Raw genomic sequence first — 20,456 nt, 5'->3', positions numbered from 1 at the left:
GGCCCGCTCCACCTCGGCCGGGGCCCTGCCTCCACAGGCTGTGCACACGCCCGGAAGGCCGTACGGACCCGCTCCGTACGGCCGCCCGGATGACGCGGTTGACCTGCGGCTTATGAGCGGCTGAGCCCACAGCTGTGCACGGCCCTTCGGGCGTAGGCTCGTCCTAGGTCAGGTACAAGGGCAACGACTATGTGCAAAGAGGGTCTCTGATGGAGCTCGGTCTCGTCGGTCTCGGCAAGATGGGCGGCAACATGCGCGAGCGCATCCGCCGCGCAGGCCACACGGTCATCGGTTACGACCGCAATCCGGACCTCGCTGACGTTGGCAGCCTCAAGGAGCTGGTGGACTCGCTGCAGGGTCCGCGCGTCGTGTGGGTCATGGTGCCGGCCGGCGCCGCCACCCAGGCGACCATCGATGAGCTGGGCGAGCTGCTGTCCGAGGGCGACATCGTCGTGGACGGCGGCAACAGCCGCTGGACCGATGACGAGAAGCACGCCGAGGAGCTGCGCGCCAAGGGCATCGGCTTCGTCGACTGCGGCGTCTCCGGTGGCGTGTGGGGCCTGGAGAACGGCTACGCGCTGATGTACGGCGGTGCCGCCGAGGACGTGGCGAAGGTCCAGCCGATCTTCGACGCGCTCAAGCCGGAGGGCGACTTCGGCTCGGTGCACGCGGGCAAGGTCGGCGCGGGCCACTTCGCCAAGATGGTCCACAACGGCATCGAGTACGCGATGATGCAGGCGTACGCCGAGGGCTGGGAGCTGCTGGAGAAGGTCGACTCCGTCACGGACGTGCGCGAGGTCTTCCGCTCCTGGCAGGAGGGCACGGTCATCCGTTCCTGGCTGCTGGACCTGGCGGTCAACGCGCTGGACGACGACGAGCACCTGGAGAAGCTGCGGGGCTTCGCCGCCGACTCCGGTGAGGGCCGCTGGACGGTCGAGGCCGCGATCGACAACGCGGTGCCGCTGCCGGCGATCACCGCTTCGCTGTTCGCGCGGTTCGCCTCGCGTCAGGACGACTCGCCGCAGATGAAGATGATCGCCGCGCTGCGCAACCAGTTCGGTGGCCACGCGGTCGAGAACAAGAAGTAATCCCAGGTGCTGGGGCGTTTTCCCCGGCACCGCAGCAGTGTTACGCCGGGGGAGGTCGGCGCCGCCCATGCATGTCGCGCATCTGTCGCTCGCCGACTTCCGCTCGTACGCCCGGGTCGAGGTCCCGCTCGACCCGGGCGTCACGGCCTTCGTCGGGCCCAACGGCCAGGGGAAGACCAATCTCGTCGAGGCGGTCGGCTATCTCGCCACCCTCGGCAGCCACCGGGTGTCCTCCGACGCGCCGCTGGTCCGCATGGGAGCGGAGCGGGCGATCGTCCGGGCGCAGGTGGTGCAGGGCGAGCGGCAGCAGCTGGTCGAGCTGGAGCTGAACCCCGGGAAGGCCAATCGGGCCAGGATCAATAGATCGTCGCAGGTCAGACCGCGTGACGTGCTCGGCATCGTGCGAACGGTGCTGTTCGCGCCGGAGGATCTGGCGCTGGTCAAGGGCGATCCGGGCGAGCGGCGGCGCTTCCTGGACGAGCTGATCACGGCGCGCTCCCCGCGGATGGCGGGCGTGCGCTCGGACTACGACCGCGTGCTGAAGCAGCGCAACACCTTGCTGAAGAGCGCGGCCCTGGCGCGCCGGCACGGCGGCCGGAAGATGGATCTGTCCACGCTGGACGTGTGGGACCAGCATCTGGCGCGTGCGGGGGCCGAGCTGCTGGCGCAGCGGCTTGACCTGATCGCGACGCTGCAGCCGCTGGCGGACAAGGCGTACGAGCAGCTGGCGCCGGGCGGCGGGCCGGTCGCGCTGGAGTACCGCGGGTCGGTGGGCGAGCGGCTGGCGGAGGCGTCGAACCGTGAGGAGCTGTACGGGCTGCTCATGGAGGCGCTGGGCGAGGCGCGGAAGAACGAGATCGAGCGGGGCGTGACGCTGGTCGGTCCGCACCGTGACGACCTGGTCCTCAAGCTGGGGCGGCTGCCGGCGAAGGGGTACGCGAGCCACGGCGAGTCCTGGTCGTACGCGCTGGCGCTGCGGCTGGCCTCGTACGACCTGCTGAGGGCCGAGGGCAACGAGCCGGTCCTCGTGCTGGACGACGTCTTCGCCGAGCTGGATGCCCGGCGGCGGGAGCGGCTGGCCGAGCTGGTGGCGCCGGGCGAGCAGGTGCTGGTGACGGCGGCGGTGGACGACGATGTGCCGGGCGTGCTGGCGGGGGCGCGGTTCGCGGTCTCCGAGGGCACGGCGGAGAAGGTGTCGTAAGTGAGTGAGCAGTCCGGTCCTCAGGAGCCTGCGGGACCCGAGCAGCCGAAGCCGCCGGAGCTGTCCGGTGTCGATCTGGCGCGGCAGGCGCTGGTGGCCGCGAAGGAGCAGGCGCGGGCCCGGGGCGCGGCAGCGCAGCAGAAGAAGCAGGCCAGGCGCGGGGGCGGGCTCCGTTCCGGCGCGCGCGCCGACGGCCGGGACCCGCTGCCGCTGGGTGCGGCGATCAACCGGCTGATCACCGAGCGTGGCTGGGAGACGCCGGCCGCCGTCGGCGGGGTGATGGGGCGCTGGCCCCAGCTCGTCGGTGCCGAGGTGGCGCAGCACTGTGAGCCGCAGAAGTACGACGAGGACGCCCGGGTGCTGACGGTGCAGTGCGACTCGACGGCGTGGGCGACGCAGCTGCGGCTGCTGGCGCCGACGCTGGTGGCGCGGCTGAACGAGGACCTGGGTCATGGCTCGGTAAAGATCATCAAGGTACTGGGGCCGGGTGGACCGCCCCGCCGGTACGGCTCGCTGCGGGCTCCGGGGAGCAAGGGACCGGGCGACACGTACGGCTGATCCGTACACGCGGGGCCGAAGCCTTCCGTTTCACGTGAAACCGTCTCGGCCTTATGTTTCACGTGAAACCGCGTCTCCGTTCCGTTTCACGTGAAACCGCCCCTGTGGCGGGTGTCCGTACGGGCGACATGCCTCGGATGTTCTGATGTGACGCATGAGACTCCGCTCACCGTAGTCGGAGGTTGACAGCCCGAAGCGCTGAGTGCCGGTGTGAGCGTCCTGGGGGCCCGTCTCGCATATGGGGAGTCGGTGGATGCCAGTTCAGGGCGGCACGTGAGGACTCAGGCGCCCGCAAACCCCCATGAGTGTCGGCGCTACCGGTAGACTGGTAGCAATCCCGCCCACTCGCGGAACATGTCGAACGACGCAGCCGCTCCTGACCGGCACGGGGTCTTCCCGCCGGCGGCAGGAGAAGGCTCGTGCCTGTGCCAGAAAGGGCGCTTCGTGGCCGACTCCGGCGACCTCAACGAGAACATCACGGCTTCTACCGAAGAGGGGGTTCCTGCCGTCGCCAGTGGCGGCTCCTCGGAAGAGAAGTCGTACGACGCCAGTGCGATCACTGTCCTTGAGGGCTTGGACGCGGTTCGCAAGCGACCGGGTATGTACATCGGCTCCACCGGCGAGCGTGGTCTGCACCACCTCGTCCAGGAGGTCGTCGACAACTCCGTCGACGAGGCGATGGCCGGACACGCGGACACCATCGACGTCACGATCCTGCCCGACGGCGGCGTCCGGGTGATCGACAACGGTCGCGGTATCCCCGTCGACATCGTGCCCTCCGAGAAGAAGCCGGCCGTCGAGGTCGTGCTGACGGTGCTGCACGCGGGCGGCAAGTTCGGCGGCGGCGGTTACGCGGTCTCCGGTGGTCTGCACGGCGTGGGCGTCTCCGTCGTGAACGCCCTGTCCCAGCGGGTCTCCGTCGAGGTCAAGCGGGACGGCTACCGCTGGACGCAGGACTACAAGCAGGGCGTGCCGACCGCCCCGCTGGCGCGCAACGAGGCCACGGACGAGACCGGCACGACGGTCACGTTCTGGGCCGACGGTGAGATCTTCGAGACGACCGAGTACAGCTTCGAGACGCTGTCCCGGCGCTTCCAGGAGATGGCCTTCCTCAACAAGGGGCTGACGATCCAGCTCACCGACGAGCGCGAGGCGCACGTCGACGAGGAGGGCAAGCCGCTCACGGTCAAGTACCACTACGAAGGCGGCCTCGTCGACTTCGTGAAGTACCTGAACTCCCGCAAGGGCGAGACGGTCCACCCCACGGTCATCGACATCGAGGCCGAGGACAAGGAGCGGATGCTCTCGGTGGAGATCGCGATGCAGTGGAACACCCAGTACACCGAGGGTGTCTACAGCTTCGCGAACACCATCCACACCCACGAGGGCGGTACGCACGAAGAGGGCTTCCGCGCCGCGCTGACGGGTCTGATCAACCGGTACGCGCGCGACCGCAAGCTGCTGCGCGAGAAGGACGACAACCTCACGGGTGAGGACATCCGCGAGGGTCTGACGGCGATCATCTCCGTCAAGCTCGGTGAGCCCCAGTTCGAGGGCCAGACCAAGACCAAGCTGGGCAACACCGAAGCGAAGACCTTCGTCCAGAAGGTCGTGCACGAGCACCTCACGGACTGGCTGGACCGGAACCCCAACGAGGCCGCGGACATCATCCGCAAGGGCATCCAGGCCGCGACAGCCCGCGTCGCCGCCCGCAAGGCGCGCGACCTGACCCGCCGCAAGGGCTTGCTGGAGACCGCGTCGCTGCCGGGCAAGCTGAGCGACTGCCAGTCCAACGACCCGACCAAGTGCGAGATCTTCATCGTCGAGGGTGACTCCGCCGGCGGCTCGGCCAAGTCCGGCCGTAACCCGGAGTACCAGGCGATCCTCCCGATCCGCGGCAAGATCCTGAACGTCGAGAAGGCCAGGGTCGACAAGATCCTGCAGAACCAGGAAGTCCAGGCGCTGATCTCGGCCTTCGGCACCGGGGTCCACGAGGACTTCGACATCGAGAAGCTCCGCTATCACAAGATCATCCTGATGGCGGACGCCGACGTCGACGGCCAGCACATCAACACCCTGCTCCTCACCTTCCTGTTCCGCTTCATGCGGCCGCTGGTCGAGGCCGGGCACGTGTACCTCTCCCGCCCGCCGCTGTACAAGATCAAGTGGGGCCGGGACGACTTCGAGTACGCCTACTCCGACCGCGAGCGCGACGCCCTGATCGAGCTGGGCAAGCGGTCCGGCAAGCGCATCAAGGACGACTCGGTCCAGCGCTTCAAGGGTCTGGGTGAGATGAACGCCGAAGAGCTGCGCGTGACGACCATGGACACCGACCACCGGGTGCTCGGCCAGGTGTCGCTGGACGACGCGGCCCGCGCGGACGACCTGTTCTCCGTGCTCATGGGCGAGGACGTCGAAGCACGTCGCTCGTTCATCCAGCGCAACGCCAAGGACGTCCGCTTCCTCGACATCTGAGCCCGTCGGCCCGAACAACAGCCGCAGCTCGAAAGGACTTTGAACAGCAATGGCCGACGAGAATCCCCCCGTGACCCCGGACGGCGTGACCGCCGAGGGCGCGCCCGCCGCCATCGAAGGCGTGGGCATGCGTGTCGAGCCCGTCGGGCTCGAGACCGAGATGCAGCGCTCGTACCTCGACTACGCGATGTCCGTCATCGTCTCGCGTGCCCTGCCCGACGTGCGGGACGGCCTGAAGCCGGTGCACCGCCGCGTCCTGTACGCGATGTACGACGGCGGGTACCGCCCCGAGAAGGGCTTCTACAAGTGCGCCCGCGTCGTCGGCGACGTCATGGGTACGTACCACCCGCACGGCGACTCCTCGATCTACGACGCGCTGGTCCGCCTCGCGCAGCCGTGGTCGATGCGGATGCCGCTGGTGGACTCCAACGGCAACTTCGGTTCTCCGGGCAACGACCCGGCCGCGGCCATGCGGTACACCGAGTGCAAGATGGCGCCGCTGTCGATGGAGATGCTCCGGGACATCGACGAGGAGACCGTCGACTTCCAGGACAACTACGACGGCCGTAACCAGGAGCCGACGGTCCTGCCGTCGCGCTTCCCGAACCTGCTGATCAACGGCTCGGCCGGCATCGCGGTCGGCATGGCGACCAACATCCCGCCGCACAACCTCCGCGAGGTCGCGGCCGGCGCGCAGTGGGCGCTGGAGCACCCGGAAGCCTCCAACGAGGAGCTGCTGGACGCCCTGATCGAGCGGATCAAGGGCCCGGACTTCCCCACCGGCGCGCTGGTGGTGGGCCGCAAGGGCATCGAGGAGGCGTACCGCACCGGCCGTGGCTCCATCACGATGCGCGCGGTCGTCGAGGTCGAGGAGATCCACAACCGCCAGTGCCTGGTGGTCACGGAGCTTCCGTACCAGGTCAACCCCGACAACCTCGCGCAGAAGATCGCCGACCTGGTGAAGGACGGCCGGGTCGGCGGCATCGCCGACGTCCGCGACGAGACCTCCTCGCGGACCGGCCAGCGCCTGGTCATCGTGCTCAAGCGGGACGCCGTCGCCAAGGTCGTCCTGAACAACCTGTACAAGCACACCGACCTGCAGACGAACTTCGGCGCCAACATGCTGGCGCTGGTCGACGGCGTGCCGCGCACGCTGTCCCTGGACGCGTTCATCCGCCACTGGGTGACGCACCAGATCGAGGTCATCGTCCGCCGGACGAAGTTCCGGCTGCGCAAGGCCGAGGAGCGGGCGCACATCCTGCGCGGTCTGCTCAAGGCCCTGGACGCCATCGACGAGGTCATCGCGCTGATCCGGCGCAGCCAGACGGTCGAGGACGCGCGCGGCGGCCTGATGGGCCTGCTGGAGATCGACGAGATCCAGGCGAACGCGATCCTGGAGATGCAGCTGCGGCGCCTGGCGGCCCTGGAGCGGCAGAAGATCACCGCCGAGCACGACGAGCTGGAAGCGAAGATCCGCGAGTACAACGCGATCCTGGCCTCCCCCGAGAAGCAGCGCGGGATCGTCAGCGACGAGCTGACCGCGCTCGTCGACAAGTACGGCGACGACCGCCGCTCCAAGCTGGTGCCCTTCGAGGGCGACATGTCCATCGAGGACCTGATCGCCGAGGAGGACATCGTCGTCACGATCACCCGTGGCGGCTATGTGAAGCGGACCAAGACCGACGACTACCGCTCGCAGAAGCGCGGCGGCAAGGGCGTCCGCGGCACGAAGCTCAAGGAAGACGACATCGTCGACCACTTCTTCGTGTCCACCACCCACCACTGGCTGCTGTTCTTCACGAACAAGGGCCGGGTCTACCGCGCCAAGGCGTACGAGCTGCCGGACGCGGGCCGGGACGCGCGCGGCCAGCACGTCGCGAACCTCCTCGCCTTCCAGCCGGACGAGCAGATCGCGCAGATCCTGGCGATCCGCGACTACGAGGCGGCGCCGTACCTGGTCCTGGCCACCAAGGCCGGTCTGGTGAAGAAGACGCCGCTGAAGGACTACGACTCGCCGCGCTCCGGCGGTGTCATCGCCATCAACCTGCGCGAGCAGGAGGACGGCTCGGACGACGAGCTGATCGGCGCCGAGCTGGTCTCCGGCGAGGACGACCTGCTGCTGATCTCCAAGAAGGCACAGTCGATCCGCTTCACCGCAACGGATGACGCGCTGCGCCCGATGGGCCGTGCGACCTCCGGCGTCAAGGGCATGAGCTTCCGCGAAGGCGACGAGCTCCTCTCGATGAACGTGGTGCGGGCGAACACCTTCGTTTTCACCGCCACCGACGGTGGGTACGCGAAGCGCACGAACGTCGACGAGTACCGCGTCCAGGGCCGCGGTGGCCTCGGTATCAAGGCCGCCAAGATCGTGGAGGATCGGGGTGAGCTGGTCGGCGCGCTGGTGGTCGAGGCGAGCGACGAGATCCTCGCGATCACCCTCGGCGGTGGGGTGATCCGCACGCGGGTCGACGAGGTCAGGGAGACGGGCCGTGACACCATGGGCGTCCAACTGATCAACCTGGGCAAGCGCGATGCCGTCGTCGGTATCGCTCGGAACGCCGAGGCCGGTCGCGAGGCCGAGGAGGTCGAAGCGCTGGCGGACGGCGAGCCGGCCGATGACGCGGCGCAGGACCAGGCCCCGGCGGCCGGGGGCGAGGAGCCCGCGGCGGAGTAGCGCGAGGAGTAGGTCGTGAGTGGAGCCACGGGTGCGCAGGCGGGCGGATCGGGCGACGGGCGGAGCTCGTCCTCCGGGCCCGCGACCGTGACGGACAGCGCCCGTGGCTCCGATGCTGACGGCGGCCCCCGTAAGGAAGCCGCCTCCGAGGGGGGAACCGTGACCGACACCAGGCAGCCGCAGCCCGAGGCACAGCCGCAGCCCGAGCCCCGCCCGCAGGGCGCCGAGGGCCAGCCGTACCGTCCGCCGTCGGCGTACGCGACCGGCGGGGGCCAGCAGGGGGTGCGCGTGCCCCGTCCGGGCGTCCGTACGACCCCGCGTACGCGCAAGGCCCGGCTGCGCGTGGCCCGCGCCGACCCGTGGTCGGTCATGAAGGTCAGCTTCCTGCTGTCCATCGCGCTGGGGCTGTGCACGCTGGTGGCGGTGTCGGTGCTGTGGATGGTCATGGACGCGATGGGCGTCTTCACCACGGTCGGCGGCACGATCAGCGAGGCCACCAGCTCCGACGGTGGTTCCGGTTTCGACCTGGAGTCGTTCCTGTCGCTGCCGCGGGTGCTGCTGTTCACCGGTGTCATCGCGGTGATCGACGTGGTGCTGGCGACGGCGCTGGCCACGCTCGGCGCGTTCATCTACAACCTCTCGGCGGGCTTCGTGGGCGGCGTGGAGCTGACCCTGGCCGAGGACGAATGACCTGATGCGGGCGGCTGCCGGCGGCCTTTCGGACCCCCGGCGGCCATCGATTTGGGTCATGGCTCTGAAGTGCGCTAATCTTTCGGTGCAGCCAGCGAGGCGGCACCAAGCCAGGGGCTATAGCTCAGACGGTTAGAGCGCTTCCCTGATAAGGAAGAGGCCACAGGTTCAAGTCCTGTTAGCCCCACCGGCAAGGATCGGCCCGGACGGAGAGTTCTCCGCCCGGGCCGATCCGTTTGTGCTTCCGGCGAGTTGGGGGCGGGCTAGGTCACCGATTGATATCGACCGGTGTGTATCATCGGCCCCCGAAGGTCCCCTACGTCAACGAAAGACGAGGTCGCGCGGTGAAGAAGCTTCTCCTGGTCGCACTGGCCGCCATCGGCGGGCTCCTCGTGTACCGCCAGATCCAGGCGGATCGCGCCGAGCAGGATCTGTGGACGGAGGCGACCGACTCCGTGCCCGCAGGTTCGGGCGTGTGAGCCCCAGCACGTACGTACGAAACCCCGGTTGCCGCGCTGCGCGGTGGCCGGGGTTTCGTCTGTTCGGTGGCGTCTGCCGGGGTCGTTGCGGGACTGTGATGCCTTGCGCCTTGAGTTTGCGGTAGCACACTACTAAGTTGCGCTAGCAAATCCTGTGAGTGTGTACCGGGGCGGCGGACAGCGACGCGGCCGGCGGGGCAGGATGGGCGGGGGCTCGGGACGATGAGGGGTAGTACGTGGTGACGCGGCGGACGATCAGGAGGGGACTGGCCGGCCCGGTGGCGCTCGGTGTGCTGGCGGTGCTGCCGGGGGTGGCCGCGGCGGACGCGCCGCCCACGTATGCGCCCGCGACGGACGCCAAACCCGTCGTCGGAAAGCCGAGCACGGGAGTCGCGCCGAAGATCGTCCCCGGTACGTACACCGACTCCCTCGAGCGCGGTGAGAAGAAGCTCTACGCCCTCGAACTGGACGGCAGTTCCACCGCCTACGTGTCGGCAGTGGCCGCGCCGGCGCCGGACACGAAGGTGGAGGACTACACCGACGGGCTGACGGTCTCCGTGCAGGACAGCAACGGGACGACCTGCGGCCCGGACGGTGACGTGCGGTTCCACGGCGGCAAGACCGCCTATCCGATCGCCGATTACGCCAGCCGCCGCATCGGCAGCGACCTGTCGGAGTGTCAACAGGCGGGCCCGTACTACGTGGTGGTCGAACGCCCGGGGGAAGCCACCTCGGGTCCTGACAGCTGGCCGGTCGAGCTGCACTACATGACGGAGCCCGGCCTTACGGGTGCGCCGCCCGCCGAACCCGGTAAGGGCAGTTGGAGCAGTGCCACGCCACCGCCGCCCACGGAGGGCGCGCGGAAGTCCGTCGCGGGCGGCACCGGCTTCAACGACGCCGCTTCTGTGGGCGAGGGGCAGTGGCAGGACCGCATCAGGCCCGGCGAGACCCGCTTCTACCGGGTGCCGGTGGACTGGGGGCAGCAGCTGAACGTCAGCGCCGAACTGTCCAGCACCGCGCGGAAACCGGGCACGGGGATCTCCTCGTTCGTCCCGGAGGCGCTCGGCCTGACCGCGTACAACCCGGCACGCGGCCTGGTCAGCGACGAGAGCTTCAAGGCGTACGAGGGCAAGCAGACGGCGGTGCGGCTGTTCACCGCGCCGGTGGACTACGGCAACCGCTTCAGTGACGACGACGCCGTCAGCCCGATGCGCTTCGCGGGCTGGTACTACCTGGAGGTGTCGCTCAACCCGGATGCCGCGCAGTTCTTCAAGAAGGGCGCGGACCTCACGCTCCGGGTGGGCCTCAAGGGTGCGCCGAAGCCGGGCCCCCAGTACGCGGAGCCGGCGGCCGACTTCGCCGTCACGTCCGACGACCGGAACCTGGCGGCGACGGGCCGCGCGGCGACCGAGGCGGAGCGCAACGGTCATCTGCGGACGGTCGGGTACGCGGGCATCGGCGTCGGTGCGGCGCTGCTCGTCGGACTCGGGGTGTGGACGGTGACGGCGCGGCGCAGGGCGGCGATCACCGCGGCGGCCACGGGGCCCGCTGCGGGCGCGCCGGGGGGACAGGGAGTACCGGTGCCCGGACAGCGGGCGTACGGCGCTCAGAACGGCGCTCAGGGCACCGGACAGGGGCCCGGAAGCCGGTCGCGGCAGGGCTGACCGGTCCAGGAGTTCGTGCGGGTCTGTGCAGGGCCCGGCGCTCAGCTCGCGAACAGGGCCCAGATCCCCACCGCGATGCACAGCAGCGCGACGACCAGGACCGGCACGGCGACCTTCGGGGGCGGCCCGGGGCGGGCCGGCTTCGCGTGCTGCGCACCGGGTGCGGCGTGCTGCGCACCCGGTACAGCGGGCGCCGGGGCCGGGCCGGAGACGCGTGGCTGTCCGACGGTGTACGGCCGGGTCTGCGGCAGATCCTGCTGCGCCGCGGCGGTCGGCTCGTACGTCCGTACCGGTGGCTCGTACCGCTGCACCGGTGGTGGCGCGTACGGCTGCGCACCGGGCGCCGGGAGCGGCGTCGGCGTCGGAGTGGGGCCGGGCGGCTCCTGCGGGACGGGCGGTGCCGACGGGAAGCTGCCGGTACCCGGCATCCGAGGAGCGCCGATCGGTCCACCGCCCTGCGCACCACCGTTCCGACCGCCCCCGACCGGCCCATCGGGCCCGTACCCCGAGGGCAGCGGCCCGATGTGGTCGAAGACCTCGACGATCTCGTCCTCGACCGTCTCCTCGGGCAGCAGCTCGACGGCCGAGAGGACCGCCTTACGGGCGCCGTTCGCCGTCTTGAAGCGGGCGTCCGGGTCGGGCTGCAGCAGACCGGCCAGTACCTGCCACAGCGGCTCGGGCACGCCCTCGGGCGCGCCGGGCACACCGTGCTGCGTGAAGTGGTCGACCAGCGCCTGGGAGTCCGGCTTGTTGCCGGTCAGCAGGTACAGGGCGAGCAGGCCGACCGCGAAGAGGTCGGCGGGGAAGTCCGGCTCGGCGCCCAGCAGTTGCTCGGGCGCGAAGTAACCGGGCGTCCCGACCACGTAATCGGCCTCGGTGAGCCGCGGCTCACCCTTGCGCATCGAAATGCCGAAGTCGGAGACGCGCACGTGCGGCCGTCCGGTGCCGGTGGCCTCCAGCAGGATGTTGGCGGGCTTGATGTCCCGGTGGACCACACCCTCGGCGTGCACCGCGGCCAGCCCCGAGAGCACCTGGTCCAGCAGCAGGCACACGTAGCGCGGCGGCAGCGGGCCGTAGTCGCCCACCAGGTGCGCCAGCGAACCGCCGTTGACCAGGTCCATGGTGAACAGGACCTTGTCGTCGTTGGCTGCCCAGCTGGCGGGCGCGACCACGTGCGGGTGATCGATGCGCAGCGCCTGTTCCCGTACGAAGCGCAGCAACGTGTGCGCGTCGCTCTGCTGGAGCACCTTCGCCGCGACGTAGCGCCGGCGCCGCTGGTCCCAGGCGCGCCACACGGCGCCCACCCCGCCCCGCCCGATCGGATCGATCAGCTCGTACCTGCCGGCGAAGACCTCACCCATGGCGCCGCGTCCGCTCCCTCGACAAGCTGCCTGTGCTTGGCTGATTCTGGTGCGCTAAGTGACTGGTTCAGGACTGATTCCGGACTGGCTCTGGTCGTAACCGGTCCTGGATCAGTTCTGGTGCGCTTCGTAATGGGCCACCGCGTCGGCGGTCCGGCCCGCCCCGTAGACCCGCAGGAACTCTGCCAGTTCGGGGTGGGTGGCGGAGAGGGAATCCGCGGCCTCGATGATGTCGCCGGCCGCCGCGACGGACCGCAGCAGCGACTGGATCTCGCGCACGACGCGACGCACGGTGGTGGCTCCCGTGGTGGCGGTCTGCGTCGTGTTGTTCAGCACCGAACCGCCCGCCGTCTTCTTGATCTCGTCCATCCGGTCGGTGGCCTCGGCCGCGGACACGCTGCCGTCGGCGACCTGGCTCGACAGCTCCTGGAGCGCCTGTACGCGCTGGACCACGGCCGGGTTACCGATCTTGGCGCGCTGGCCGCTCATCAGCTGCGACAACATGGGCGCCGAAAGGCCGAGCACAGCTGCGAGACGGGCCTGATTGAGCCCGAGATCGTCGATGAGACGACGGAAGAGCGCCCCCAGCGGCTCTCCGTACCAGCTGCGCTGCAGCTCCCGAGCGCGCGCGGTGGCTTCCTGCTGTGCTGCATCCATGGCGTCTCCCCTTCGCTTCGCTGCCGCGAATCTCGCGAAGCATCCTACGGAGAGCAACCGCCCGGAGCGATACCCGGTCGGGAAAGCGAGCGGGTACCGGGTACTCTGGTGCGCGACGGGGCCTTAGCTCAGTTGGTAGAGCGCTGTCTTTGCATGGCAGATGTCAGGGGTTCGACTCCCCTAGGCTCCACTCCCAAAAGGTCACCCGACCTGCGGAAACGCAGGTCGGGTGACCTTTTTCGCCGCGTGCGGCGGGGCGGTGGCCTACGCGCGGCCGCCGCCGTCGCGTTCGTCTGCCTCGGACTCCGCCTGCTTGGCCTGCACCTCGGGGTCCAGGACCGCGCCGGGGCTGCCGTCCACGGCGCTGAGCGGGGTGCGCTCGCCGACCTCGGTGGCGGCGGGCGGCTCGACCAGCCAGTCGGGGTTGGCCTGCTTGTCCCACCACTTCCACGCGGCGTAGGCGCCGCCGGCGAGGATGCCGAGGAGGGTGAGCCGCTTGACGGCCTTGCCGGTGCGGGCGCGGCGGCGGTGCTTCTTGGCGAGCTTCTCGATCTCGGCGGCGGTGACCTGTCCGCGCAGCGCCGCCACGGCCGCTGCCCCGCGCAACATGGCCTCCTCGCGGGCGGGCTCGGCGGCGGCACGGGCGCTGCGTACGGCCTTCTCCACACGCGGCGCGGTGTAGACGGTGGCCTGGCGGGCGGCCTTACGGGTGCGGGCCGCGGCCTTCGTGGCGGCGGCGTCCACCTTCGGGGGCAGCGCGCCGCGCGCATGCTCCAGGCGTGGCTGCAGCCGGACGTCGTACTGCTGACGCGCCTGATGGGCGGCCTCGGTCACCTTGGGGGCCAGTTTGGTGCGCGCCTCGTGCGTGAGGTGCACGGCGGTGTCCTTCGCCGTACCGGCATACGGAGCCACCACCTCCGCGGCGTGCCGCACGCTGTCCTTGGCCGTTCCGGTGGCGGCGCGCACGCTGTCCTTGCGGGTCACGGGATCCTCCTCATCGGGTGGCGTGTCCGGGCTCGGGGGCGCTTGCCCACGTCTGCAGTGACGCCTCTCCGCCCGCTTGCAGATCATGCCTGCGCGACGGACGTACGGCATGTGCAGGCGGGCATCCGGGTCAATGCGGACTTCGGGCGCCTTGTGATGACAATGCCACGGTTCGGCGCGGCGCGCGCCGCTTCGGCGGCTTCCGGCCGCGGTATCGGAATTCGGCGGTTTCTCGCCCCCTGTCAGCGGGCTGTCTGCGGTCTGCCTGGGGCCTGTCCGGGGTCTGTCTGCGGTTGTGGTCGGTCCGGTGCACGGTCGGCGACGGTCCACGCGGTACGGACGTACGGTCGCCGGCCGGACCGGAATGTACGGGTCCCCGATGGTCGGCGTCGAAAACCCCACTGGAGGGGGGAAATCAGTGCGAACGCCAGGCATGAGGTGGCGTGCGGGGGACGGGCGCGCCCGTTCGTGCGAGGATCGGTAACCGTCAGTGCAGACTTATGGAAGGTAGATCGTGGCTGAGCAGCTCTACGCCACCCTGAAGACCAACCAGGGCGACATCGAACTTCGGCTTCTGCCGAACCACGCCCCGAAGACGGTCAAGAACTTCGTCGAACTCGCCAAGGGCGAGCGGGAGTGGACCAACCCGGCGACCGGGCAGAAGACCACGGACAAGCTGTACGACGGCACCGTCTTCCACCGGGTGATCGAAGGCTTCATGCTCCAGGGCGGCGACCCGCTGGGCAACGGCACCGGTGGCCCGGGCTACGAGTTCGCCGACGAGTTCCACCCGGACCTGTCGTTCAACAAGCCGTACCTGCTGGCCATGGCGAACGCCGGCCCGGGCACCAACGGCTCGCAGTTCTTCATCACCGTGTCCCCCACCACGTGGCTGACCGGCAAGCACACCATCTTCGGTGAGGTCACCAACGACGCGAGCAAGAAGGTCGTGGACGCCATCGCGACCACCCAGACCAACCCGCGCACCGACCGTCCGGTGAACGACGTGGTCATCGAGAGCGTCGTCATCGAGACCCGCTGAGTCCCGGCGCACGAGGCCTCTCCGCCACCCCCTGCCCGCGGTCGGCCGCGGGTGGCGTGGAACCATAACGCCCCGCCCGGTCGTAGACCAGGCGGGGCGCGCAGCTTGTCAGGGCCGTGCGCCATTCAGGACGAGGGGAAGCGATGGAGCAGGCGCCAGGCAATCCGCAGGGACCGCAGGACGCCCACGGCGGAAACGATCCGTCGGAGGGCGGAAACGGTTCGCCGCGCTGCTACCGCCACCTCGACCGGGCCACCGGCATCAGCTGCACCCGTTGCGAGCGGCCCATCTGCCCGGAGTGCATGGTCAGCGCCTCGGTCGGCTTCCACTGCCCGGAGTGCGTACGCGGCGGCAGCGGGACCGGCCACGCACCGGGCGCGAGCCGTCCGCGTACGGTCGCCGGCGGTGCGCTCACCGCCGATCCCCGGCTGCTCACCAAGATCCTCATCGGCGTCAATGCCGCGGTCTTCGTCGCGGCCATGGTCATCGGTGACCGGTTCGTCAACGCGCTGGACCTGGTGGGCCTGGCCTTCGACCCCGGTTCGCTGGGGCTGGTCGGCGTCGCGGACGGCGAGTGGTACCGCCTGGTCACCGCGATGTTCCTGCACCAGCAGGTCATGCACATCGCGTTCAACATGCTCTCGCTGTGGTGGCTGGGGCCGCCGCTGGAGGCGGCGCTCGGCCGGGTCAGGTTCCTCGCGCTGTACTTCCTCGCCGGGCTCGGCGGCAGCGCCCTGTCGTACCTGCTCGCCGCGCAGAACCAGCCGTCGCTGGGCGCGTCCGGCGCGGTCTTCGGGCTGCTGGGCGCCACGGCGGTGCTGCTGCGCCGGCTGAACTACGACATGAAGCCGGTACTGATCCTGCTCGGCCTGAACCTGGCCTTCACGTTCCTGTGGCCGAACATCGCCTGGCAGGCACACGTGGGCGGCCTGGTGGTGGGCGCCGCGGTGACGTACGCCATGGTGCACGCGCCGCGCGGTCGCCGGAACGCGATACAGGCCGCGGCCTGCGTGCTGGCACTCCTGGTGATCGTCGCGGTGGTCTGGATCCGCACCGCCCAGCTCACCGGCTGACCTCGGGGCACCTCGGCTGGGGAGCCCGCTCGTCACCCACAGAAGCCACACGACTCCCGGCCGAGTCCCCTGGACACCCGTCCGGAGTGATCGCCCGTTCACTTGTCCACAGCTCGTGTCGGCCCCTGTGCGCACCGTGCAGAATCCCGGCCAGGGGGGCCGCTGCAGGGACGTTTCCCCAGTACAGCGCGGTAGTGCGGGTCACCGGCGGCGCCCGCCGCCGGTGTGACCGGCGTCAACCCCACAGGGGTTATCCACAGATCTTCTGAAGTTTTCCCCGGCTGTGGATAACCGTGTGGATGGCCTTGGGTACAGCTTGCGCTCGGGGCGCTACTTCCACTGCGTGGAGACGCCGAAGCCCACCGCGATGAAGCCGAAGCCGGCCACGATGTTCCAGTTTCCCATCGTCTTGATGGGCAGGTCACCTTCGGTCACGTAGAAGCACACGATCCACGCCAGCCCGATCAGGAACATCGTCAGCATCAGCGGCGCCACCCAGCTCCGCCCCGAGCTCAGCTTGATCGAGGTCTGCTTCGCCGACGGCGGCGGCGTGAAGTCGTCCTTCTTGCGGATCCGTGACTTCGGCACGAGGAACTCTCCTGTCGATGCGCTGCGTAACCGCGCGGATGTACAAAGGCTGGCACCGGGCGGGCGGCGTCGGGGATCGGGTGCTCCCCCCGGGGCGTCCGTTAGCGTAGTGCTTCCGCGGCGTCGTAAGGAGTAAGGGTACGTTGAGCAATTCCGCTGACTCCCCCGGCCGCCGCTCCCGTTTGCGGCTGCGCCCCGTACGCCTGTTGACGCTCGTCGTCTTCGCGCTGGCCGGGCTGCTCTTCTGGATCAGTTTCGACACCGCGCGCGGCACGAACCTGCGCTCGGACGACTCGATGCTGCGGCTGTCGGACCTCATCCAGGACCATAGCCAGAAGAACAAGGTCCAGGACGAGCGGAACGCCTCCCTGCGCTCGGACGTCGACCGCCTCGCGGGCAAGGACAGCGGCAGCACCGACGCCGACAAGGCCCGGGTCGATGCGCTGGAGAAGAACGCGGGGACGGAGAAGGTGAGCGGCCAGGGCCTGACCGTCACCCTCACCGACGCCCCGCCCAACGCCACCGCCCAGATCCCCGGCGTGCCCGAGCCGCAGCCCAATGACCTGGTCATCCACCAGCAGGACCTGCAGGCCGTGGTCAACGCTCTGTGGCAGGGCGGCGCCAAGGGCATCAGGGTCATGGACCAGCGGCTGATCTCCACCAGTGCGGTGCGCTGCGTCGGCAACACCCTGATCCTCCAGGGCCGGGTCTACTCCCCGCCGTACACCGTCACCGCCGTGGGTGACCGCCAGGCGCTGACGGACTCCCTGAACGCATCGCCCGCCATCCAGAACTACCTCCAGTACGTCGAGGCGTACGGCCTCGGCTGGAAAGTCGAGCCGCACGGGGCGATGACTCTGCGCGGCTACTCCGGCACAGTGGATCTCCACTACGCACAGCCTGTGAAGCCGTAGCGCGCTCCGGCGCGCCGGAGCGGGGAGGGCGGGGCCGGGATGGCGACCGGGACGACGGTGCGGTGGATCGTGCGGACGTTCAGCGAGCTGTGCCTGACGATCGGCAGCCTGATCGTCCTCTTCGTGGTCTACGTGCTCTTCTGGACCGGCGTACGGGCCGACAGCGCCATGGACGGCGAGCTCGGCCGGCTGCAGGACCGCTGGTCCACGGGGCCGGTCTCGGCTGCCTCACCCGCTCCGGACGACGACAAGGCGCAGGAACCGGCGCGGCCCGCGTACCGCGACGGCGAGCCCTTCGCCGTCATGTACATCCCGCGCTTCGGCCGCGACTGGGCCAAGCCCGTCCTGGAGGGCACGGCCACCGGCACCCTGCAGAAGGGCCTCGGCCACTACGCGCGCACCGCACGCCTCGGTGCGACCGGAAACTTCGCCGTCGCGGGCCACCGCCGCACCTACGGCGACCCCTTCAAGGACTTCCCGCGACTGCGGCCCGGCGACCCGGTAGTGATCAGTGATGGCACGACCTGGTTCACGTACCGCATCGACAAGCGTCCCTACCGGACTCTCCCGAGCGACATCGGGGTCATCGACCCCGTACCGCGCGCATCCGGCTACGACGGCCCGGGCCGCTACCTCACCCTGACGACCTGCGAGCCGGAGTGGGGGCACAGCCACCGGCTCATCGCCTGGGCGCACCTGGACGCCACCTCACCCGTGGCCGAGGGTCGTCCGGCGGCATTGCGCAGCTGAGCCCCATGGCCAGAGCTCGCCCCTTACTCTGGTGGGGCAAATGACAACTGGCATCGGCAAGTAGGGACAGCATGTACGGCTGGATCTGGCGGCATCTGCCGGGCAACACATGGGTGAAGGCACTGATCTCGCTCGTGCTCGCGCTGGCGATCGTCTTCCTGCTCTTCCAGTACGTCTTTCCTTGGGCGGAGCCGCTGCTCCCCTTCAACGACGTCACGGTGGATCAGGGAATGGAGGCCGTCCGATGAGCGCGAGGATCCTCGTCGTCGACAACTACGACAGCTTCGTCTTCAACCTCGTCCAGTACCTCTACCAGCTCGGTGCCGAGTGCGAGGTGCGGCGGAACGACGAGGTGGAGCCGGGGCACGCGCAGGACGGCTTCGACGGCGTCCTGCTCTCGCCGGGCCCGGGCGCGCCCGAGCAGGCCGGCGTCTGCATCGACATGGTGCGGCACTGCGCGGACACCGACGTGCCGGTCTTCGGCGTCTGCCTGGGCATGCAGTCGATGGCGGTGGCGTACGGCGGTGTCGTGGGCCGCGCCCCCGAGTTGCTGCACGGCAAGACGTCGCTGGTGACGCACGAGCACAAGGGCGTCTTCCAGGGGCTGCCCACGCCGTTCACGGCCACCCGCTACCACTCGCTGTCGGTCGAGCGGGACACGCTGCCGGACGAGCTGGAGGTCACCGCCTGGACGGAGACCGGCCTGGTGATGGGCGTCCGCCACCGTGAACTGCGGGTGGAGGGCGTGCAGTTCCACCCGGAGTCGGTGCTGACGGAGTGGGGCCACGGAATGCTCGCCAACTGGCTGGTCGAGTGCGGTGACGAGGGAGCGGTGGAGCGTTCGACGGGGCTTGCCCCCGTGGTCGGCAAGGCCGGCGCGTGACCGCACTCCGCCCCGAGCGCGAAGGCACGTCGTCGTACGGTCCTCATGATCCGTACGACGGCTCTGCCGCGTTCGAGGCGGCCGTCGGGCAGCTCGGCGATCCCCTGACGGACCCCCTGCCCGGCCGGAACGAGCAAGCGCACCAGCAGTACTACGACCCGCCGCACCCGCCGCAGTACGAGGATGCCGGGTACGAACCGACCGCGGCCTACCCGCAGGTCCAACCGGCCGCGAGCCATCCGCAGTTCTCGGCCTACGAACAGGCCGGGGGGTATGCGTACGCCCCGGAGGACCCGGGCGCGTACAGCGAGGCGGCGCTCGCGTCGGCCGAGACGCTCATCGCGCCGGCCGTGCCGTCCGTGCCCGCCGACGACGAGACGGTGGTGCCGCGGCAGGACGACGAGACCATGGCGCTGCGGCAGGCGGACGCGAAGGCCGTGAAACGGCCCGAGGACGCTGTTTCACGTGAAACAGCGCCTCCGGCTCCGGGCGGCCGCGCCGCGCGGCGCAGAGCGGCACAGGCGGCCGCCAAACAGGGCGGCAAACAGGGTGGCAAACGCGCCCGCCACGCCGCCAAGCCTGCGGAGACCGCCCCCGAGCCCGCGCCGCCCACCTCGCGGGTCGCCGCACGACGGGCCGCACGCGCCCGCAAGGAGAGCGTCGGCGTCGTCGTCAGCCGGGTCACGGGCGAGGCGTTCATCACGCTCGGCGTGCTGATGCTGCTGTTCGTCGCCTACCAGCTGTGGTGGACCAACGTCCTGGCGCACAACCAGGCGGGCGGCGCGGCCAGCAACCTCCAGCAGGAGTGGGACAAGGACGGCGCGGACAAGCGCGCGGCGGGCGCGTTCTCGCCCGGTGAGGGCTTCGCGATCATGTACATCCCGAAGCTCGACGTGAAGGTCCCCATCGCCGAGGGCATCAGCAAGCACGGCGTCCTGGACCGCGGCATGGTCGGCCACTACGGCGAGGGCAAACTGAAGACGGCGATGCCCTGGGACAAGACGGGCAACTTCGCGGTCGCGGGCCACCGCAACACCCACGGCGAGCCGTTCCGCTACATCAACCGGCTGGTGAAGGGCGACAAGATCGTCGTCGAGACGCGCAGCCGCTTCTACACGTACGAGATGGAGAGCATCCTCCCGCAGACCTCGCCCTCCAACATCGGGGTGATCGGCCCGATCCCGCCCGGCTCCGGCTTCACGAAGCCCGGCCGGTACCTCACGCTGACCACGTGCACCCCGGAGTTCACCAGTACCTACCGGATGATCGTGTGGGGCAAGATGGTCGAGGAGCGGCCGCGGAGCAAGGGCAAGCCGGATGCGCTCGTCAGCTGAGCACCATCAGGGGGTACCACGCGGTGACTGCCACCGGACAG

The 20,456-nt window shown here is 69.8% G+C and carries 19 protein-coding genes and 2 tRNA genes; 17 read left to right on the top strand and 4 right to left on the bottom strand.

Going from position 1 to position 20,456, the window contains the following annotated elements:
* The first annotated feature begins 209 nt into the window (after positions 1 to 209).
* The 9 genes from gnd (at position 210) to IF04_RS0120170 (ending at position 10,829) form a co-directional block, all read left to right on the top strand.
* Entirely contained in the window at positions 210 to 1,088 is an 879-nt protein-coding gene (gene gnd, locus IF04_RS0120210; protein WP_030259427.1) for a phosphogluconate dehydrogenase (NAD(+)-dependent, decarboxylating), read from the top strand.
* 67 nt (positions 1,089 to 1,155) lie between these two features.
* Positions 1,156 to 2,289 carry a DNA replication/repair protein RecF gene (recF, locus tag IF04_RS0120205; RefSeq protein ID WP_030259424.1) on the top strand — a complete coding sequence of 378 codons (1,134 nt, stop codon included), beginning with the start codon at positions 1,156 to 1,158 and terminating at the stop codon, positions 2,287 to 2,289.
* Positions 2,290 to 2,847, top strand: a complete 558-nt coding sequence (locus tag IF04_RS0120200) for a DciA family protein (RefSeq protein WP_030259421.1) — start codon at positions 2,290 to 2,292, stop codon at positions 2,845 to 2,847.
* Between the two features lie 444 nt (positions 2,848 to 3,291).
* Positions 3,292 to 5,322 carry a DNA topoisomerase (ATP-hydrolyzing) subunit B gene (gene gyrB, locus IF04_RS0120195; RefSeq protein WP_030259416.1) on the top strand — a complete coding sequence of 677 codons (2,031 nt, stop codon included), beginning with the start codon at positions 3,292 to 3,294 and terminating at the stop codon, positions 5,320 to 5,322.
* Between the two features lie 49 nt (positions 5,323 to 5,371).
* The gene (gene gyrA, locus IF04_RS0120190; protein WP_030259412.1) at positions 5,372 to 7,996 is read left to right on the top strand and encodes a DNA gyrase subunit A; all 2,625 of its coding nucleotides are present in this window, start codon (positions 5,372 to 5,374) and stop codon (positions 7,994 to 7,996) included.
* Between the two features lie 15 nt (positions 7,997 to 8,011).
* Positions 8,012 to 8,686 (top strand): DUF3566 domain-containing protein, encoded by a 675-nt coding sequence (locus IF04_RS0120185; RefSeq protein WP_078600516.1) that lies wholly within the window; start codon positions 8,012 to 8,014, stop codon positions 8,684 to 8,686.
* Between the two features lie 113 nt (positions 8,687 to 8,799).
* Positions 8,800 to 8,873, top strand: a tRNA-Ile gene (locus IF04_RS0120180).
* A 157-nt stretch (positions 8,874 to 9,030) separates the two neighbouring features.
* Positions 9,031 to 9,165 (top strand): DLW-39 family protein, encoded by a 135-nt coding sequence (locus IF04_RS39315; RefSeq protein WP_003958712.1) that lies wholly within the window; start codon positions 9,031 to 9,033, stop codon positions 9,163 to 9,165.
* 236 nt (positions 9,166 to 9,401) lie between these two features.
* Entirely contained in the window at positions 9,402 to 10,829 is a 1,428-nt protein-coding gene (locus tag IF04_RS0120170) for a hypothetical protein (RefSeq protein WP_030259406.1), read from the top strand.
* 41 nt (positions 10,830 to 10,870) lie between these two features.
* Here IF04_RS0120170 and IF04_RS0120165 read toward each other — a convergent pair whose 3' ends face one another.
* Positions 10,871 to 12,190, bottom strand: coding sequence for a serine/threonine-protein kinase (locus IF04_RS0120165; protein ID WP_030259403.1), 1,320 nt, complete (start codon positions 12,188 to 12,190; stop codon positions 10,871 to 10,873).
* Positions 12,191 to 12,301: 111 nt separating this feature from the next.
* On the bottom strand, positions 12,302 to 12,847 hold the full coding sequence (locus IF04_RS0120160; protein WP_030259400.1) for a helix-turn-helix domain-containing protein: 546 nt from the start codon (positions 12,845 to 12,847) through the stop codon (positions 12,302 to 12,304).
* A 117-nt stretch (positions 12,848 to 12,964) separates the two neighbouring features.
* On the opposite strand from IF04_RS0120160, the gene IF04_RS0120155 reads away from it, so the two are divergent.
* Positions 12,965 to 13,037: transfer RNA gene (locus IF04_RS0120155), tRNA-Ala, on the top strand.
* 74 nt (positions 13,038 to 13,111) lie between these two features.
* Here IF04_RS0120155 and IF04_RS0120150 read toward each other — a convergent pair.
* Complete coding sequence (locus IF04_RS0120150) at positions 13,112 to 13,831, bottom strand: DUF5324 family protein (protein ID WP_030259397.1); 720 nt, start codon at positions 13,829 to 13,831, stop codon at positions 13,112 to 13,114.
* Between the two features lie 514 nt (positions 13,832 to 14,345).
* Between IF04_RS0120150 and IF04_RS0120145 the strand changes: the two genes are divergently transcribed.
* Together IF04_RS0120145 and IF04_RS0120140 are read left to right on the top strand one after the other, a co-directional pair.
* On the top strand, positions 14,346 to 14,873 hold the full coding sequence (locus tag IF04_RS0120145) for a peptidylprolyl isomerase (protein ID WP_030259394.1): 528 nt from the start codon (positions 14,346 to 14,348) through the stop codon (positions 14,871 to 14,873).
* 143 nt (positions 14,874 to 15,016) lie between these two features.
* Entirely contained in the window at positions 15,017 to 15,946 is a 930-nt protein-coding gene (locus IF04_RS0120140) for a rhomboid family intramembrane serine protease (RefSeq protein WP_030259390.1), read from the top strand.
* Between the two features lie 330 nt (positions 15,947 to 16,276).
* On the opposite strand, the gene crgA is transcribed toward IF04_RS0120140, so the two are convergent.
* Entirely contained in the window at positions 16,277 to 16,534 is a 258-nt protein-coding gene (crgA, locus tag IF04_RS0120135) for a cell division protein CrgA (protein ID WP_030259387.1), read from the bottom strand.
* Positions 16,535 to 16,677: 143 nt separating this feature from the next.
* On the opposite strand from crgA, the gene IF04_RS0120130 reads away from it, so the two are divergent.
* The 5 genes from IF04_RS0120130 (at position 16,678) to IF04_RS0120110 (ending at position 20,415) form a co-directional block, all read left to right on the top strand.
* Positions 16,678 to 17,448, top strand: coding sequence for a DUF881 domain-containing protein (locus tag IF04_RS0120130; protein ID WP_030259383.1), 771 nt, complete (start codon positions 16,678 to 16,680; stop codon positions 17,446 to 17,448).
* Between the two features lie 39 nt (positions 17,449 to 17,487).
* A complete protein-coding gene (locus tag IF04_RS0120125; protein WP_030259380.1) occupies positions 17,488 to 18,198 on the top strand; it encodes a class E sortase in 711 nt (236 codons plus the stop codon).
* Positions 18,199 to 18,269: 71 nt separating this feature from the next.
* Positions 18,270 to 18,446: a hypothetical protein gene (locus IF04_RS38350; protein WP_030259378.1), complete on the top strand. Its 177-nt coding sequence runs from the start codon at positions 18,270 to 18,272 to the stop codon at positions 18,444 to 18,446.
* The gene (locus IF04_RS0120115; protein WP_030259375.1) at positions 18,443 to 19,081 is read left to right on the top strand and encodes an aminodeoxychorismate/anthranilate synthase component II; all 639 of its coding nucleotides are present in this window, start codon (positions 18,443 to 18,445) and stop codon (positions 19,079 to 19,081) included. The genes IF04_RS38350 and IF04_RS0120115 overlap by 4 nt, the downstream gene beginning before the upstream one ends.
* Positions 19,078 to 20,415: a class E sortase gene (locus tag IF04_RS0120110; RefSeq protein WP_030259370.1), complete on the top strand. Its 1,338-nt coding sequence runs from the start codon at positions 19,078 to 19,080 to the stop codon at positions 20,413 to 20,415. The genes IF04_RS0120115 and IF04_RS0120110 overlap by 4 nt, the downstream gene beginning before the upstream one ends.
* Positions 20,416 to 20,456: the final 41 nt, after the last annotated feature.

This window comes from Streptomyces violens (genome assembly GCF_000717745.1).
Lineage (GTDB): Bacteria > Actinomycetota > Actinomycetes > Streptomycetales > Streptomycetaceae > Streptomyces > Streptomyces violens.
Note: the sequence above shows the minus strand (reverse complement) of the source record. Positions and strands in the feature narration are given on the sequence as shown.

Excerpts from the sequence above, each read along its gene's own strand:
- IF04_RS0120165 (WP_030259403.1), bottom strand. The coding sequence starts at position 12,190 with ATGGGTGAGGTCTTCGCCGGCAGGTACGAGCTGATCGATCCGATCGGG.
- gnd (WP_030259427.1), top strand. The coding sequence starts at position 210 with ATGGAGCTCGGTCTCGTCGGTCTCGGCAAGATGGGCGGCAACATGCGC.
- IF04_RS38350 (WP_030259378.1), top strand. The coding sequence starts at position 18,270 with ATGTACGGCTGGATCTGGCGGCATCTGCCGGGCAACACATGGGTGAAG.
- IF04_RS0120160 (WP_030259400.1), bottom strand. The coding sequence starts at position 12,847 with ATGGATGCAGCACAGCAGGAAGCCACCGCGCGCGCTCGGGAGCTGCAG.
- IF04_RS0120140 (WP_030259390.1), top strand. The coding sequence starts at position 15,017 with ATGGAGCAGGCGCCAGGCAATCCGCAGGGACCGCAGGACGCCCACGGC.
- IF04_RS0120125 (WP_030259380.1), top strand. The coding sequence starts at position 17,488 with ATGGCGACCGGGACGACGGTGCGGTGGATCGTGCGGACGTTCAGCGAG.
- gyrA (WP_030259412.1), top strand. The coding sequence starts at position 5,372 with ATGGCCGACGAGAATCCCCCCGTGACCCCGGACGGCGTGACCGCCGAG.
- IF04_RS0120115 (WP_030259375.1), top strand. The coding sequence starts at position 18,443 with ATGAGCGCGAGGATCCTCGTCGTCGACAACTACGACAGCTTCGTCTTC.
- recF (WP_030259424.1), top strand. The coding sequence starts at position 1,156 with ATGCATGTCGCGCATCTGTCGCTCGCCGACTTCCGCTCGTACGCCCGG.